This is a genomic window from Bacteroidales bacterium, assembly GCA_013314715.1.
In the GTDB taxonomy this organism is placed as follows: Bacteria; Bacteroidota; Bacteroidia; order Bacteroidales; family GWA2-32-17; genus Ch61.
In genome coordinates this window covers 1-18,576 of record JABUFC010000013.1, presented here as the reverse complement: position 1 = coordinate 18,576, position 18,576 = coordinate 1, and the positions used below count along the sequence as shown (strand labels likewise).

12 protein-coding genes are annotated in these 18,576 nt (G+C 33.9%); 2 read left to right on the top strand and 10 right to left on the bottom strand.

Annotated elements, in window-relative coordinates; all coding sequences use genetic code 11:
- Positions 1 to 2: 2 nt before the first annotated feature.
- Together HPY79_04445 and atpG are read left to right on the top strand one after the other, a co-directional pair.
- A complete protein-coding gene (locus HPY79_04445; GenBank protein NSW45045.1) occupies positions 3 to 1,583 on the top strand; it encodes a F0F1 ATP synthase subunit alpha in 1,581 nt (526 codons plus the stop codon).
- A gap of 9 nt (positions 1,584 to 1,592) precedes the next feature.
- On the top strand, positions 1,593 to 2,483 hold the full coding sequence (atpG, locus tag HPY79_04440) for an ATP synthase F1 subunit gamma (protein NSW45044.1): 891 nt from the start codon (positions 1,593 to 1,595) through the stop codon (positions 2,481 to 2,483).
- A 70-nt stretch (positions 2,484 to 2,553) separates the two neighbouring features.
- On the opposite strand, the gene HPY79_04435 is transcribed toward atpG, so the two are convergent.
- From HPY79_04435 to HPY79_04390, 10 genes are all read right to left on the bottom strand, one after another.
- A complete protein-coding gene (locus tag HPY79_04435; protein ID NSW45043.1) occupies positions 2,554 to 7,845 on the bottom strand; it encodes a gliding motility-associated C-terminal domain-containing protein in 5,292 nt (1,763 codons plus the stop codon).
- A 200-nt stretch (positions 7,846 to 8,045) separates the two neighbouring features.
- Complete coding sequence (locus HPY79_04430) at positions 8,046 to 9,272, bottom strand: PP2C family protein-serine/threonine phosphatase (GenBank protein ID NSW45042.1); 1,227 nt, start codon at positions 9,270 to 9,272, stop codon at positions 8,046 to 8,048.
- Entirely contained in the window at positions 9,269 to 10,207 is a 939-nt protein-coding gene (locus HPY79_04425) for a UDP-3-O-(3-hydroxymyristoyl)glucosamine N-acyltransferase (protein ID NSW45041.1), read from the bottom strand. The genes HPY79_04430 and HPY79_04425 overlap by 4 nt, the downstream gene beginning before the upstream one ends.
- Positions 10,208 to 10,214: 7 nt before the next feature.
- Positions 10,215 to 10,784 (bottom strand): elongation factor P, encoded by a 570-nt coding sequence (gene efp, locus HPY79_04420; protein ID NSW45040.1) that lies wholly within the window; start codon positions 10,782 to 10,784, stop codon positions 10,215 to 10,217.
- Between the two features lie 66 nt (positions 10,785 to 10,850).
- Entirely contained in the window at positions 10,851 to 13,889 is a 3,039-nt protein-coding gene (locus HPY79_04415) for a hypothetical protein (protein ID NSW45039.1), read from the bottom strand.
- A gap of 26 nt (positions 13,890 to 13,915) precedes the next feature.
- The gene (locus HPY79_04410; GenBank protein NSW45038.1) at positions 13,916 to 14,518 is read right to left on the bottom strand and encodes a hypothetical protein; all 603 of its coding nucleotides are present in this window, start codon (positions 14,516 to 14,518) and stop codon (positions 13,916 to 13,918) included.
- 92 nt (positions 14,519 to 14,610) lie between these two features.
- On the bottom strand, positions 14,611 to 15,384 hold the full coding sequence (locus HPY79_04405; GenBank protein NSW45037.1) for a hypothetical protein: 774 nt from the start codon (positions 15,382 to 15,384) through the stop codon (positions 14,611 to 14,613).
- A 15-nt stretch (positions 15,385 to 15,399) separates the two neighbouring features.
- Positions 15,400 to 15,549 carry a hypothetical protein gene (locus HPY79_04400; protein ID NSW45036.1) on the bottom strand — a complete coding sequence of 50 codons (150 nt, stop codon included), beginning with the start codon at positions 15,547 to 15,549 and terminating at the stop codon, positions 15,400 to 15,402.
- A gap of 62 nt (positions 15,550 to 15,611) precedes the next feature.
- Positions 15,612 to 16,475 carry a hypothetical protein gene (locus HPY79_04395; GenBank protein NSW45035.1) on the bottom strand — a complete coding sequence of 288 codons (864 nt, stop codon included), beginning with the start codon at positions 16,473 to 16,475 and terminating at the stop codon, positions 15,612 to 15,614.
- Positions 16,476 to 16,612: 137 nt separating this feature from the next.
- Positions 16,613 to 18,322, bottom strand: coding sequence for a DEAD/DEAH box helicase (locus HPY79_04390; GenBank protein NSW45034.1), 1,710 nt, complete (start codon positions 18,320 to 18,322; stop codon positions 16,613 to 16,615).
- Positions 18,323 to 18,576: the final 254 nt, after the last annotated feature.

Sequence of the window (18,576 nt, the reverse complement as noted above, 5' to 3'; positions counted from 1 at the left end):
ATATGGCAGAAATAAAACCGGGTGAAATATCACAATTATTAAAGAATCAACTGCAAGGATTAAAAACGCAGATTGATTACAACGAAATAGGTTATGTTATTCAAGCCGGCGACGGCATTGTTCGCGCTTATGGATTGAATAACGTACAAGCAAACGAAATGGTTGAATTTGAAAATGGTGTCAAAGGCATTGCCTTAAACCTCGAAGAAGATAATGTAGGTATAGTATTACTCGGTGCCTCCGAAGGTATCAAAGAAGGGGATAAAGTACGCCGTTTAAATACCATTGCCTCCATTCGCGTAGGCGAAAGTCTTCTTGGTAGAGTTATCAATACCATTGGTGAGCCTGTTGATGGCAAGGGTCCCATTACGGGCGACTTATACGAAATGCCCTTTGAACGCAAAGCTCCAGGTGTTATTTTTCGTCAACCAGTAAAAGAACCACTCCAAACAGGGATAAAGGCTATCGATGCAATGATTCCCATTGGTCGTGGACAACGTGAGCTTATTATTGGCGACCGTCAAACTGGAAAAACGGCAATTGCTATTGATACCATTATCAATCAACGCGAAAATTTCGAAAAAGGGAAGCCAGTTATTTGCATTTACGTGGCCGTTGGACAAAAAGGCTCTACTGTTGCCAATATTGCCAAAACATTGGAACAATACGGAGCTATGGACTATACCATTATAGTAGAAGCCACTGCCAGCGACCCAGCTGCTATGCAATTTTTTGCCCCTTACGCAGGTTGCGCTATCGGTGAGTTTTTCCGCGATACCGGACGTCATGCTTTAATTGTTTACGACGACTTATCTAAGCAAGCCGTTTCGTATCGTGAAGTTTCTCTTCTTCTCCGTCGTCCACCAGGCCGCGAAGCCTACCCTGGCGACATTTTTTATCTCCACTCTCGCTTATTAGAGCGTGCAGCTAAAATCATCGAATCAGACGAAGTAGCACGTCAAATGAACGACATCCCTGAATCCATACGTTCAATAGTAAAAGGAGGCGGATCGTTAACCGCATTACCCGTTATAGAAACTCAAGCTGGTGACGTATCGGCCTATATTCCTACAAACGTAATTTCTATTACCGACGGACAAATTTACTTAGAATCAAATTTATTTAATGCAGGTATTCGTCCAGCTATCAACGTTGGTATATCAGTATCACGTGTAGGAGGTAACGCCCAAATTAAAGCCATGAAAAAAGTTGCTGGTACCCTCAAAATTGATCAAGCACAATTCCGCGAACTCGAAGCATTTGCAAAATTCGGGAGCGACTTAGATGCTTCTACAAAAGCCATTCTCGACAAAGGTGCAAAAAATGTTGAAATACTTAAACAAAAACAGTTCTCACCAGTACCCGTCGAAGAACAAATTGCTATTATTTATTGTGGAACCAAAGGTTTACTTCGCGATGTACCTGTTAAAAAAGTTAAAGATTTTGAACAAGAATTCTTAGATTACATGCGAAATAAACACGCTAATATTTTAGAACAACTTCGTAATGGAATTATTGACGATACCATTACCAGTGTTCTTGAAAATGTTGCTAAAGAAATAAGTGCACGTTTTAAAGCTTAGTTAGATAATATGCCTAATTTAAAAGACATACGAATTAGAATTAACTCCGTAATATCGACCCGGCAAATAACCAGTGCCATGAAAATGGTATCGGCTGCAAAACTTCGTAAAACACAAGACGCTATTATTAAAATGCGCCCTTATGTAAATCGATTGCAGCAAATTATGGGCGAAGTTACTAAATCTATTCAGGACGATATTGAAATTTCATATATCAAATCTCGTCCTGTAAATAAAGTTTTATTTGTATTAGTAACTTCAAATAAAGGTCTTTGCGGAGCATTCAATTCCAATTTAGTTCGTCAAATAAATCATTACATTCATGAGCAATACGAAGAACTAAATGCTAAAGGCAATGTACACCTTTATTGCATTGGAAAAAAAGGATACGATATGCTCAAGAATAAAAATATTACCCTCTATAAACACGACACACACTTTGTAGAAAATGTTACATACGAAAAATCGGTTATATTGGCCGAATCACTTATGCAATTATATGACGAACAACAATACGATAAAATTATCTTTTTTTACAATCGGTTTAAAAATGCAGCTGTACAAATCATTACACCCGAAGTATTTCTTCCTGTAATACCATCACAAGAAAATAAAATAAAATCGGATGACAAATTTTTAAAGAATTATATTTTTGAACCCAATCATACAGAAATTCTTACAGAAATACTTCCACTTAGTTTAAAATCACAGGTATATAAAATTTTACTTGATAGTGTAACCGCTGAAAATGGTGCTCGTATGACAGCTATGCATAAAGCGACCGAAAACGCTACAGAAATGTTATACGAACTACGTCTTAATTATAATAAAGCTCGTCAAGCTGCTATTACAAAAGAAATATTAGAAATTGTAAGCGGTGCCAATGCTTTAAAAGGATAATTCTTATTACATTAAAAATAAAATGCCCACTTGATTTAAGGTGGGCATTTTATTTATATAACGTTTTTGTTTATTTTATTATCGTTACCGAACCAGTTAATGGTTGGCTTCCATCATTTAAATCTATTACATAATAATATGTTGCAGCTGGTAAGTCTTTTCCACCTTTTTTCCCATCCCATGGTGTGGCATAACCATTCGATTCAAAAACTTTTACGCCCCATTGGTCATAAATTAATACTTCACAATTTGGAAATGCTTGTATATATTTAATATTCCAAACATCGTTTTTACCATCACCATTAGGAGTAAACGAATTATAAATTTCTATATGCTTACCTTCACTATTAACAACCACAGAATCGATTAATATACAACCATTGTCATCGCTTATAGTAACATAATAAGTCCCAGCAATTATATTTGAAATATCTTCTGTAACAGCGCCATTTGACCAATTGTACGAATAGGGCTGTGTTCCACCAAATACCAGCAAATCTACTTTGCCATCACTCAATCCTTCGAATGAGACATTAGTAACCAAAGCCGAAGCCGATAGTTGTCCTGGTTGACGAATAATTACAGAATCAGATACACTACCACATTTATCGGTAATCGTAAATTTATAGATACCCGCAGATAAATTTGTTCGTATTGAGTCCGTTTCAATGCTATTTTGCCATACATATGTATAAGGGGCAACACCATTTTGAGGTATTAATACGATTGAACCGTTATTATTTCCAAAACACGAAACATTTTCTTTTTGATAATCAATTGATAAGGGTGTTTTATTGCTTACACTAAACGGAACAACAACACTTCCACAAAAATCGCTTACCGTAACAAAATAATTTCCTACGGGTAAATTTTGTAAAATACTATCGGTATCAGTTCCATAACTCCAAGCATACGAATAAGGCTGTACGCCATAGGCAGGAGTAACAATAACCATACCTGTACTATCATAAACACAATCTGTTGCTTGATTATACGAAATAATCGCCTGTAAAGGCATTTTATAGCTTATTTCAACAGAATCGACAGAGCTACCACATTGATCGGTAACCGTTACATAATTCCATCCAGGATGCAAATCTAAGGCTACATTCGAGGTACTACTTGAATTAGACCAAGCATAAGTAAAGGGTGCAACACCATTTTGAACATTTACCGTTGCCTTTCCATCATTACTATTGGAGCAAGAAGCATCCACTGTAAAAGTAATATCTGCCTGAACCGGTGGTATTACGTCAATATTAACCGAGTCGGTCAATGTAGAACAAGCATCGGTAACCGTAACGTAATTCCATCCATAGGTTAAATGAGTAGCTGTTGCCAATGTATCGCCCGACGACCAAACATAAGTAAATGGACCGGCACCATCGTAAACATTAATAGTTGCACTACCATTGGAGCTATTTATACAAGAAACAGGTGTAGGAGTTCCCATACTTAAACTCATTGGATTTTGCAATCCTGTATTCACCGATAAAACAACCCATCCACAAGCATCGGTAACCGTTACACTATTAAGACCTTGTGGTAATTGAGTTGCTGTTTGCGTATTTTCACCATTTGACCATACAAACGAAAAAGGAGCTACACCATCGGTAATGGAAACCATAGCTAAGCCATTGTTTAAACCGACACAAGAAACAGGGGCAGAGAAAGAAATCGAAGCTTGCATAGGAGGTAGTGAAGTTATTTCTACAGAATCGACAATGCTGCTACAATAATCAGAAACTGTTACATATTGCCATCCTACAGGTAAATCGTTTGCAATATTAGTGGTGCTAATAGAATTTGACCACACATACGTATAAGGAGCAATACCCGAACTTGCACTAACTTCGGCTGTTCCATTGGCGCTAGTAGAACAAGAAGCAGGAGAACTGTTTATAATGCTTGCTTGCATAGGTGGTAAACTTGTAGCTACAATAGAATCTACAACAGTTGTATTACATTGATCGGTAACCGTTACATAAGTTGTTCCAACACCAATTTGATTATTGTACGAAGTAGTAACACCATTAGACCACTGATAACTATAAGGCTGACTTCCATTGGTTGCTGTAACATGAACTTCGCCATTTGCCACATTTGAGCAGAAAAGAACCATGGTATGCGTATTAATAGTCGCCGATAAAGGTACAAAGGCATTTACTACCGCTGTATATGTAGAAGTACAATTTGTAGCAGAAGTAACTGTTACGGCATAATTTCCGGCAGCAATGTTACTTAAATCTTCAGTCGTTGCTGAATTAGACCAAATAAAAGAATATGGTGCATTTCCTCCGGTAATAGTTAAATCAATAGCTCCTGTATTGGCAGCACATGTTTCGTGTGTAATGGCACCTGCAATAGAAGGATTGGCATTAACAGTAATAGCTACTTGAGCTACATTAAAGCACCCATTTGCATCGGTGCCGGTTACTGCATAAGTTGTAGTTGAAGTTGGTATAACCGTTATGGGATTAGTAGTAGAACTATTGCTCCATAAATATGAAACCCCACCATTAGCAGTTAAAAGTATAGGAGTCCCTTCGCAAATAAAATTTGATGAAGCATTGATGGTAATATTGGGCTTTGGATTTACAGTAATGGTAACCGTATCAGAATAGCCTTTACAACCTACACTATTGGTTGCAACAACATAGTAATTCCCACTGTTGTAGGCTGGTAATATCGGTGTATTACTGTTGATAATGGAAGTAGAACCATTATACCATTCGTAAGTTAAGTTAGAACCATTGGTAGCATAAAGCATTAGACTATCACCTTCGCAGAAAGTTGTATTTCCATGATAAGTGATATTAACAACCGGTGAATCGATGGTTAATGTTACACTTTGAACTGCCGTACAATTTTTATTATCTGTTACCGTTACGCTATAATTTCCGGCAGCAAGATTAGAAATATCTTCGGTCGTTGCTCCATTATTCCAATTATAAGTAAATGGTGCAGTACCATTATATACAATTAAGTCAATAGAGCCGTCATTGCCAGGATTGCAACCCGGTTTTTGAATTATGGTGGTTAAAGAAGGCGTATTGCTAATAGGAACAATAATATTACTTGCAACGGACGAACAATTATTATTATCTACTACAGTTACACTATAATTTCCAGCAGAAAGACCTGATAAATCTTCGGAATTGCTTCCATTATCCCAAACATACGTAAAGGGTATGGTACCACCACTAATAATTAAATCAATAGTACCATCGTTTCCTGGATTGCACGAAGGTGCATTTACAATATAACTAATACTTGGAGCAAGCGGATTAGCAACATTAAAAGATTTTATACTGCTACAGTTATTAGCATCGGTTACAGTAACACTAAAGTTACCTGCAGAAATATTAATAATATCTTCAGTGGTTTGTCCGTTTGACCATATAAATGAATAATTTGGTGTTCCACCGTTTATTGATAAATCTATAGAGCCATCATTTCCGGGCGTACAAGAAGGGGGTGTAATTAATTCGCTAATAATTATAGGTTGAGCAGAAAGCACTTTCGTCGAATCGTTTTTAGTGCAATTATTGGCATCGGTAACGGTAACATAATACCACCCTGGTGCCAAACCATTAATATCTTCTTGCGTACTACCCGTACTCCAGTTGTAGGTATAGGGCGAAGCTCCACCCGTTACGGTTAAATTGATAGAACCATCGTTTACCCCATAACATGAAGTGCTTTGAGTATTAAACACCAAAGCCATTGCAGTTCCTTCTGAAATATATGTAGAATCTACTTTTTGAGCATTATTGGCATCGGTAACTGTAACTTTATACCAACCTGCATAAAGATTGCTAATATCTTCATCAGAAGAAGTAAAACCATTTGGACCAGACCATGCATAGGTATAAGGAGCAGTACCATCGCCCGATACAGTTACATCAATGCTTCCAATATGGTCTCCAAAGCAAACATTATTGGTAGTAGTAAATGCGATGTTTATTTTACCATATTTTGCCATAAACATATCGGTAGTAGCTGGTGTTCCGTTTGTCAATGTTTTATTACCAATATTGAAAGTTCCTGAGTAAAAATATCCGACAAAAGTATTGGCATTATTGGCATTTATTTTTCCGTTTTCACAATAATCATTGCCGGTTCCCCAAGCATTATTAACACCTAAGACATTACCATTTCTATCGGTTTCGAGCATAAAAGCATCGGTACTATTGTTTGTAAGGTTATATGAACCAAAGGTAATGTTTCCGGTATAAGATCCAGTAAATATGGCATGTTCGGCATTAGCATAAACTCCTGTTGCTTTATCATCACCCGTTGAACCATAATTTCGAACCCATTGCAGGGTACCATCAAAAGCATAGCATGCCACTAAAATGTCGTTACTTCCTTGATTGGGGCAAATTTTAAGTGAAACATCGCTAGATGTAGAATCGATTGTAAGAGTTGGACTTGCGTAATATCCTGCCACATATTGATAGCTCGAAAAATCGGTATAATGACGATATAAAAACTCATCACCACTTCCTGTAACTTTACGAACCCACTGCACATTACCATTTAAATCTGTACGAAACAAAACCATATCTCGAGTGGAAGAAGTACTATTAAGAGCGAAAGCATCTAAATAAAGACTATCGGTAAATTGCCCGCTGAAATAGTAAGAATTATTATCAGAAGTAGCTGTTCTTAGTAAAGAATTATTATTATTTCCCTTAAATGTTTTTGCCCATAAAAGATTTCCATCTTGATCGAATTTTGATATGTAATTTTGTTGAATACCGCTATATAGAGAAGTTAAAGTAGTCGTTCCACCATAAAAAGTAACATCAGCAATATATTTACCAATTTGTATTACATTACCTTGATTATCAACATTTAAATGTCCAATAATTTGTTGATTGGTTCCATAAGCGGATTTTATTGCCCAAACAAGGGTTCCATTACTGGCATTATATTTAGCCAGAAAAACATCATTCAATCCTGAAGTAGCTAAGGTTGTACCGCCAAAGTTGCAGTTATTGCTTTGAAATTGTCCACCGATATAAACACTATTTCCATCAGGGCTTAAGGCAATGCCGTAGGCATTTTCGGCAGAGCTTCCCCCAATAGAAATCAACCACTGTACTTGCCCTTGAGAATTGTACTTGCCCACATAAATATCCTGCCCCCCTGCAGAAGTGAATGTATAAGTACCTTGCGATATTGTTTGGGTGTAATTACCTATCACATATAAATTACCGCTGGCATCTTCAATCACAGCAGTAGGCTTACTATTGCCATTTCCAGAGATTTGATTCACCCACAAAAGGTCGTTATGTTGAGCTTTTAATATAGACACAAAAATAAAAGCTGTTATAAAAAGCAAAAATGTTTTCATAATTAGTTGATTTTAATTTTCATGCACTAACAGATGGAGCAGCAGAGCCATCATCGGCTGTATAACCACCTTCTTGAGAATTTTTAACCGAAAGTTCTAAAACCTGAGGTTCTTCCCAAGGTTCTTTATTCTGAATATAAGATTGACTTTTCATACTTTTTTTAAACAAAAATACAAAAAATTAAAAAAACAAAAAAATATTATTTAAATTCTATACAAAGTAATGAAATGTCATCAAAGAAAGGCATTTTGCCTCTATATACATTCACTCGTTGTATGATTTTCCAAATAAATAAATCGAGATTTTCTTCTTTAGCAACTAATTGCTCCATTTCTTTTGTGCCAAATTCTTCGTGCTTTTCATTTTCCATTTCTACAAGACCATCTGTATAACAAATTAGCTTTGATTTTTGGGGAATTTCTATTTCGCCAATATTGATTTTTGGAATTTCTGGCAACATTCCTAATCCGGCACAACCTATTTTTAAATATTGATATTCATGATTGACAAGATATAATAAAGGAGGATTATGTCCGGCATTTACAAAAGTCATTGTGCGATTATGAATATTATATTTTCCAATAAAAGCTGTAATAAACTTTTCGCCCTTAGTATTTTTATTTACAATAGCATTTAAACGACAAATAAGCTGATTAAGTTGAATATCAGAAGTAAATAAAGCTCTTAGCGAAGCTTGAAAATTTGACATTAATAAGGCGGCCGAAATTCCTTTTCCTGAAACGTCAGCAATACAAAATCCGACTTCGTTTTCGTTTAAATAAAAAAAGTCGTAATAATCGCCACCTACCTCATAATGAGGTTGATAATATGAAGTTACGAATAATAAATTGTCTTTTGGAAGCGTATCGGGATTTGGTATTAACATGCTTTGCATTTGTCGAGCCAAATCTAATTCTTTCTTAATACTTTCTTGTTGTATATTTTCGGTATATAAACGCTTATTTTCAATAGCAACTACTAATATATTGGTGAGTGTTTGAAAAAAATTTAAATGTTTAATAATAGGGCTAATGCCGTCACGTTCTTCTTCAATATCGCCCAACAATACATAAGCTAAAGGTATCGACTTATGAAAAACAGGTATTACGATATCAAAACCATGTAATTTAGGATTTTCAGAAACAGTTAAATTTGTAATTTCTCTATATGGTAACAAGTCGCTCTCAACTTGAATTGAAAGATATTGATCGTCTTTAACACCAGAAGCAAGAAGACATTGCCATTTTTTATTGTAATTAAAAAGCACTAATTTACCAATACCTAAATCGTTACGAATAATATTTTCATATTTCGATAAAAGTGCCTGAGTAGACAAGTTTTCGTTAATAGATAGCGTAATGCTTAACAAGGCTTCCAATTTAAAATTGGACAGTTGCAAGCGTTTTAGTGATGCCTTTTCGGTCATAATCGTTCGCTTAACAGTTTAATAAGTTCTGGTATTTGCTTAATATAAGCCAACTCACGCATTTTTTCGCGTGATTCAGAGGCAGGTAGTCCAAAATAAATCTTTCCTCCTTCAACCGATTTTGTAACTCCACTTTGTCCTAAAATAATAGCTTCTTTGCCTATCATAACATTTTTCGAAACCCCGACTTGTCCCCAAATCACTACATCGTCTTCTATAATTACATTCGACGCAATACCTGTTTGAGCAGCGATGAAGCAGTTTTTACCAATTTTAGTATCAAAACCAATTTGAACAGAATTCCCAATTTTGGTACCTTCGCCGATAATAGTAGTTCCGCCCAGTCCTTTATCTATGGTTGTTTTAGCACCAATTTCTACATTATCTTCAATTATTACAGATCCTACTGATTGTAATTTAAAGTGTTTTTTTTCTGATTTTTTGTAATAAAACGCATCGGACCCAATAATTGCTCCAGCATTTATGGTTACATTATTCCCAATAATACAAGGTCCATAAATAACCACATTCGGATAAATAATACAATTTTCGCCAATAACAACCTGATCGCTTATAAACACATTAGGGAAAAGATAAGAGGTTTCGCCAATTTGAGCATTGGGGTGTATATTTACATCTTGCGTTTTAAAAGGAAAAAAAAATGTAGCTAATTTATTGTAAGTTTCAAAAGCATCGAAACAATAAATAATTCCTTTGGTATTCGAATCCAACGTATTATCCTGAACAATAATAACCGATGCGTTACTATTATTGGCTAATTCAAAATACTTTAAATTATCAGCAAAGGTAATATCGCCATAATTAGCATGATAAACATCACTTATACCCGTAATTTTAATATTTTTATCACCAGAATATTGAAGTTCTAGCCATTCGGCAATTTCGCCAAGAGTATAAGTGCGGTCAAGTTTCATAAAATATTTATTTTTTTACTCGCTCTAAATAATCAAGTGTGCGTGTATCTACCTTTATAACATCACCGGTATTGATAAACAATGGGACTTTTACTTCTAAGCCCGTTTCTAATTTTGCTGGTTTCAAAGCCGTTGACGATGCGGTATCGCCTTTGAGTCCAGGTTCGGTATATACTACTTCTAAAGTAACAGATGGAGGCAATTCGCAAGTGAGTGGGCTATCCGTATCAACATCGAAAGCAATATATACTTGTAAACCTTCTTTTAACAAGCCTGGTTCGTCAATCATTTCTTTTGGTATGCTTATTTGTTCAAAAGTATCGTTGTGCATAAAATAATATCCCATATCATCGTTGTAAAGATATTGGTATGCACGACGTTCAACATTAGCTAAATCTATCTTAACACCGGCATTAAATGTGTTTTCTATTACGCGACCATTTTTTAAATTTTTAAGCTTTGTACGAACAAAAGCGCCTCCTTTGCCAGGTTTAACATGTTGAAATTCAACAATAGTGTAAATGTCGCCATTAAAAATAATGTACAAACCGTTTTTAAAATCTGCTGTTGTTGCCATAATGTATTTTCATTTATGGGTGCAAAAATAAGATAAAATTTTTAAACACATGAATTTGAAATAAAACTATTCATCTATTCGATTCCCATTACTATCAAAACGTATTACTTTTAGTTTTCTTGCCTTCTCAACAATATAAAATGGTATAAACAAATTATCGAACTTATCGTTTATTTCGAGTTCAAAATTATTCTGCATAAGTTCGAGTCTTTTGCCTAATATACTTTCGTCCATACTTAAAATATATTTTCCTGCAGGTAAATAAAGTTCATAATAACCATTTTTATCGGTTAAAGCTGTATAAGTTTTATGATTACTTGCAATAATTTTAATTCGCGACACATCTAATTTAAAATCTGCTGATGGTGAATTGGGATCACGTTGAATAAAGACTTTTCCTGTAATTTTAACCCCACGAACAAATGGTATATTTACTTTATTTGTATTTTTGTTTACAACTAAAGTATCAGAGATATTAGGAAACCATCCTTTTAAGTCAATTACAGAAAAAACTTGCAATGGATAGGCTCCCATGGCAATATTTTTAAGTCCGCAAAGCCCATTTTCATTCGTCATAACTTCCCAACCATTAAGACGAACAACAACATTCTCTAAGTTGGGTTCATTGCCTTCATGCTTTCCGTTTCCATTCGTATCATAAAAAGCATTAAATTGTATGCTCGTATGAGTAGGTTTTACAAATGGTATTGGAATTCCAAATTCTTTTCTCACACCCATACCTAAATAAAAATTACTATTCCATTGTGGCTCTTTTATTTCTTCATTAGGGGCTTGATTCATGAAATAGTAATAATCAGGTAAACTATTCTTTTTATTTTTAGAAAAATTTATTTCTGAAAAAAGTCTAAAACGCCAACCTGTTCTTGAAAAATACATTATTTCGGGTGTAAAATTAAACTGATTCCCATTAAAACTCGAATACGAATAGCTAACTAACTGTTGATATACAAAAGAAGGATTTTTAAACTGATATTGATAACGTGTTGACAAACCTATACTTTGAGGATTTTTTGCACTATTGTAAAAAAACGATTGTTTCGACATACTTAGATTGCCTAAATTGTAACGAACTAAAAACGACCATGTTCGTATTTGTAAAAATGCTGCTGCTTGTGTAAAAAAATAATTTTTGTTAATAGTGTCCATCGCCTGATTATACCCACTACGAATATTAAAGAAATAACGAACATTTTTATCGAGCTTATAGTTACTTACATTAAAACCTAATCCTCGAGAATGAACCGTAAAATCTAAAATTCTACTAACATTATAAAATAAATACGGATTATAAAGTAGGTTTGATTGTGGTGTTGCATTATTTATAAAAAGTTGATTATTTAAAAAATAATTGCTGTAACTTAAGCCATAATAATTTTGCTTATATCTATATAAATTGCTTTGTTGTTTAAGCAACCATTTTTTCTTAATTGTCACCTGATTGCCTAAGTTAACTGTTATTCGCTCATTCGAGAATACACCAAACGATGGAGAAGTATAATTCCCATTAAAATTAAGTGCCCATATTTTTTTTATTGGGCTACCCGAATAATTTAAACCCAATAAATAACCTAAACGGGTATAATTTGAATCGTTTTGAACCGAATGACTACCCCCCAATCGAATACCAAATGAGTGGCTTTTCAAAAATTTAAAACTTGCATTGGTTGTTGCAATTTCAGTATTTGTATTACGAATTTGATCTGTACTTCTACCCAAAATAGTATTTACGCGTACTATTTTATTCTCATAAAAATGGTTTAAACCATAACTATAAATAGAAGGCATAAATTTAAATAACTGCGGCGAAGCTACATAAAATGCTCCAATACGATGATTTCTATTAAAATAATATTCTCCTCTAAGTCCTTTTCCGGTTTGATACGTCCCTATTAAACCCGAACTAACATTCCCAAACTGTATATAAAACTTTTTATGATAATATCCCAAATTATATAGAGCATTTTCGTAAGGTACAGTAGTAAAATAGTTTGAAAAATAAGTTAATTGGGTTTGATAAGTAAGCATTGAGCTATCACGTAAAAAAGTTTCACCTCGTAAATTAACCGTCATCATGGGCTGATCACCTAATAAATTAAACATATTAGCGTCAAAAATTAAAGGTATTACCAAGCCTCCATATTTATTAACCTCCCATGTGTCGGATAATTCAATAAAATCTATTTTATTCCCTGTTCTAAATTTTTTATTTTCAGCAGGATTGGGTGAATAACTGTTTAAATTTAATCTATATTTTTTTGCTTCACCGGTTGAATATGGTATATAGTCTTCTATATCGAGCAATCGAAAATTTCGAGGTTCTTTAAAGCGATGAAAATTAAAATTGAACAAGGTATCACCAAAAGGTTTCAACGTTACAGTTATAGGAAAATATGCATCTTTAGTGTCTGTTGAATCTTTAATTAAAATATTTTTCTTAAACGAAGATGCTGTTAAATAAATATCTTGTTCTTCTGTTGATTCATTAACAACACCTATAGTAAAGGGTATTGATTCAACTTTGTTAGGTATATATATTTTATTATCAGACACTGTTAGTGCCCAACGAATATTTTTCTTTATTAAGCCATAAAAAAAATTCATGCCTAAATTTTTGCCCTTTTCGTCAGACAAAAAAGCATAAAACATAAAACGGGTATTTCCTTTAAATCTTTCTCGGGGAATTATATTTACTGGAATAATTAAGCTATCGCCTGGTTGAAGTTCATATAATGTATGATTTTTCGCAATAACTTTCCATTCTATAGGTATAGTAAAATCTATATAAAATTTTTGAACATTAGGTAAATTATTTGTAACAATAAAAACATTAGAAATAAGTTCACCCTTTTTAAATTCAACTATTTGGTTGGCAAAACGGGTAACTAATTTATTAGAGTTTTCAGGGTTTAAAACAGGAGTGCTAATAGTCGATGTGGTTGGTGGTATTAAATTTTGAGAGGTATCGGGTACAGATACAGAGGGCAAAGAATCTTTTTTAACAGTAATACTATCGCTTATAGGTTCCTGAGCCCATATAACGCAAGTATAAATTAAAAAAATTATATTTATTAGAGTTTTCCTCAACTTTTTATTTTTATATTCCGATTTTTTTATGGAACTTCTTCTAAACAAAAATGTATTGTTATTTGATATACTCCAGGGCGATGACTAAATCCCGGAATTATTCTATAATCTATATTAAAAGTAAATTCATTATAATCAGTTAAATAACTTCCGGCACTATTAATTTCTGTGCCATCGCAAGAACCTGCTGGATGTAAAGGCTGAGGATCGCGTATTATTTCTAAAATATCGTATTGTGTATTTCCTGCAAATATCTGATAAACGCCATTTTGATAAGGAGTACCACAACCATTATATACCTTAACTTGTATTAAATCTAGTTCGGGAATATTTCCTGAGGTTCCATATGTAACTAATGGTTCCCATTCGTTAGCCGGCAAGTGATTATTATTATCGATATACATCATCAATTTCCACTTGCAGGCACCAGGAACAATCTCATCTATCTTTAATCGAAGCTGAGTAGAGCCACTGTAAGTAATTCCCGAAATATATTTTTGCATATCGGAAAAAGTGAAATCGATATTTCCAGAAGTTGACATATAAAATCGACTAGTTCCAGCAATAGCATCGCTACAATTGGCTGTTGTAACATTGTTACAAAGCTGAGCTTCGATTACTTTGGACACAAAAATTAGTGATATTATGAAAATTATTTTTTTCATACACAAAAAAATAAAGGGTTATTCCAAAAAGAATAACCCTTTATTAAAAAGAAATACTATTGATCTTCTAATAAGATATATTTAACATTCATAGTATAAACACCTGGTTCTGCATAAGTGCTAACACCATTAACCGAAACAATGTCTTCAGCAGTACCATCATTTAACCCTGCATTTGGGAAAATGGCTGGCAAACCAGGTAAAATACGATAGTCAATAGTGAAATAATAATCGCTAAATGTTCCAGAAGGAGCAATAGAAGATAAATAACTACCACCAGGTGCACCATCTTGACCAGCAATAGTACCATTATGACCTTGAATGTATTTTTGATCAGCCCCGGGAATAGTGTAAGGAGTAGCACTGTAATAAATGCTATTTACTCCAACTGCTAAAGTCTGTGCAGGAGCAAATGTAGCACTGTAGTCTGTTTGTGTACCAGTAGCGTTAACATCATATTGGTTAGGTTCATACTGATGTAATTCAAGGGCACTTAACGGAATATTTGCAATTGAATTAGCACCACCACCATTGCTGTAACTAACTTGTTGATCCCAAAACTGACCACCTTGTGAAGTACCTACAGCATATAAATCCCAGCTAACAGAAGAAGAAACTTTTAAAATAGTAGCAGCATACTTAATAATACCACCATAGTAATCTTTGATTTCATCAAAAGTGAAATCAATTTGATCAGGGGTTGTCATGTGGAGTTGCAAAACTGGTTGCAAATCCATGGTAACGGTTACATTCTTTTCGTCAATTAACTGGCCGAATGTTAAACCAGAAAGTAGGAACATGCCTACCATTAATCCAAAAACTTTTTTCATAGATAAAAAATTTAGTTAAACATTAAGTGATTTTAAATTAAAAAATTTAATAAATATTGTTTTTACAACTATACTAAGCGTAGTTGTAACGCTTTTCAATGGCATGTGCTTCACATTCCATTGAACTATATCGTTTTTATTTTCTATAACTATTATTTTTTTCATTAATTTTAGGGTTAAACTATGCTTTTATACTTTAATATTTTACAAAATGTTTCAATTTTTTATTATTTGATTTCAAAATCAGCTTGAGCAGCTATCATTTCTTCTTCGTTTCCAAAATCAACAACTCCAACTGCCGAATATTTGCCTGGCAACAAATTCGTAGGTAAATCTATTTTAAAATCTCTAATAAACTGGGGTAAAATGGTGAAATTTTTTACGTTTACTTTTTTTTGTTCGCCAGTATTTAAATTAGTAAGTGACACATATGAACTACAATAACTAATACCATCTCCTATATTTTTAACTTTTAAATCGAAATACCTTTTCCCATCTTTTTCGGTATATTGAAATTTTTCAATATTAATTTTATTTATTTTAACATTAGGAGGATTTTGATAAACATAAACTCCAAATCCAATAGAAGGAATCACTCCCATAGAAAGACGGTTAGGATGTGGCTCTAAATCTAAAGGCGGACGATCGACCACCTGATCTATTGTTACAATTGTCCATAAAGCACGATAAGCATCATCACTATCTGGAATGGCAATATTTAACTTTACCTTTACCTCATCGCCTGGTTTTAACTCAAAATATGAAGGGCTAGCACTTATATAACGCGATAAACAATACTTACACTCTTTTTGTGTAGGTGTTATCGGCTTGCCTAGGTTACTCATTTCAAAGTCATTAAAGCCAACATTAAATTTAGTCGTTTTTTTAGTATCATTTTTAACCTTGATTTCTTTTACTACTGATTTACCAGGGGTAATATTTAAATGAAAGCTCGAAGGGGAGACTGATACACCCATATCTTTAAAAGCAGAATCAGGAATAATAGGACGTTGAGAACGAATACTGTCATTTTGTGCGTTCAATAAATTTAAACAAAAACTTATTGAAAGTAGGAAAATTATTCTTTTCATTGTTTGTTATTTTTGCCCTTATTACGCTTATTGCAGAATAAGGGTTACAAACTTAGAAAAAAAAAATGAAAAACAAAAATATTAACCAAGAGTTCAGAATTTGGGCTTGTAAGAATAAATAATAATTACTCAACTCATTAGTATTTATTAGTCCTATAATTTTTATTACTTAAATTAGGTTTTGATTTTTTTTCGTTAAATCTTTTTCGCTTGTTATTTGGTTGATCTCGGTTTGATGCTATTTTAATTGCCAAATCACGACCTGCATATACTTTACCTTGAAGGCTGTTTAAAACTTCATCAACAGAAGCACTTTCGACTTCAAAAATGGTAAATATTGAATTAATATTTGCCTTACCTATTTTTATTTTTCGATTTTTCGAAAAATCGTTAACCATACCTATAAGTTTTGGAACCGTTAAACCATCCATTGTTCCAACAGAAATACGAAGAGCTGTAAAACCATTACCGGATCGCCGTTCGTCAAAGTTACGGTCTCTGTCTTCACCACGTTTATGTTCATGAACATTTAAATCCGGGGCATTCTTATAGTATTCTAAAAAGCGATTAAATTCAAGCGATAGAAAGCGTTTAATCACTTCTTCTTTTTCTAAATGTTCTGTTTTCTTTAACACTTCAGGAATAAAAGGATTGATCTCACTTTCGTTTACTTCAACATTTTCCATTTTTTGAATGAGGTGATAGAGTTGTTTTTTGCAAATATCTACACCACTGGGAACGCTTTTGTGTTCAAATTTTTGCTTAATGATGTTTTCTAACTGATGAATACGATGTTGTTCGCGTGAGTGTACAATAGAAATGGATATTCCGCTTTGATATGCCCTACCCGTTCTACCACTGCGATGCGTATAAATTTCGTTATCGTCAGGAAGGTTGTAATTAATGATATGGCTAAGATTATCAACATCTAATCCGCGAGCAGCAACATCTGTAGCAACCAGCATTTGCAAATTTTTGTTTCTAAACTTATTCATCACATAATCGCGTTGTGCTTGCGATAAATCGCCATGAAGTGCATCGGCATTGTAGCCATCTTTCATGAGTTTTTCGGCTACTTCTGCGGTTTCTTGTCTTGTTCGGCAAAAGATAATACCATAAATATCGGGATAAAAATCAACTATTCTTTTTAACGCCAGATAACGATCTTTTGCATTTACAACGTAATAATGATGTTTAACGTTTTCTGTTCCGGCATTTCTTGTACCAACAGTAATTTCAATAGGATCGTGCATATATCTCGATGCGATATTAGCGATTTCGTTAGGCATAGTAGCCGAAAAAAGCAAAACTCTGCGAGGTTGAGGAATAAGATTTAAAATGGTATTCAAATCTTCAGAAAATCCCATGTTGAGCATTTCATCTGCTTCATCAAGGACAATGGTGTTAATGTTGCTAAGATTAACTTTTTTTCTGCGTATTAGGTCGTTCATGCGTCCTGGCGTAGCAACAATGATATGAACGCCATTTTTTAGCGCCCGAATTTGATTTTCGATGCTGGAACCACCATATACGGCAAGCACTGAAAAATTGGCTAAAAATTGTCCGTAGCCTTCCAAGTCTTTTGCGATTTGTGTGCAAAGCTCACGGGTTGGGCTTAAAATAATAACCTGCGGGTCGTTTTGAACAAAATTAAGACGATGGATAAGCGGTAAGCCAAAGGCAGCCGTTTTTCCTGTTCCTGTTTGTGCTAACGCAACCATGTCGCGGTCGTTGTTTAAAATTTCGGGAATAACTCGTTGTTGAACGGGCATTGGAATTTCAAAATTTAATGCTTTAACTGCTTTTAATAGCTCAGGAAGCAGACCTGTTTCTTTAAATGTATTCATGTAATAATAATTTCCGGCGCGTAATCCCGATCCTGCATATTAAGCGCACCGGCAAAGAGCAAAATCAAAAAACCGCCAATTTCGATACAAAGGTACACATAATTATTTAATTTACAACTATGATCCCTTTGCAAAACTAAAAAACGTACTCGTTTATTGTGATAAAAATTTCAAATTTATTTTAATTATTTGTATTGCTTTTTATCTATTACATTAGAACAATCTAAATGATAAAAAAGAAGCAATGTGTAACT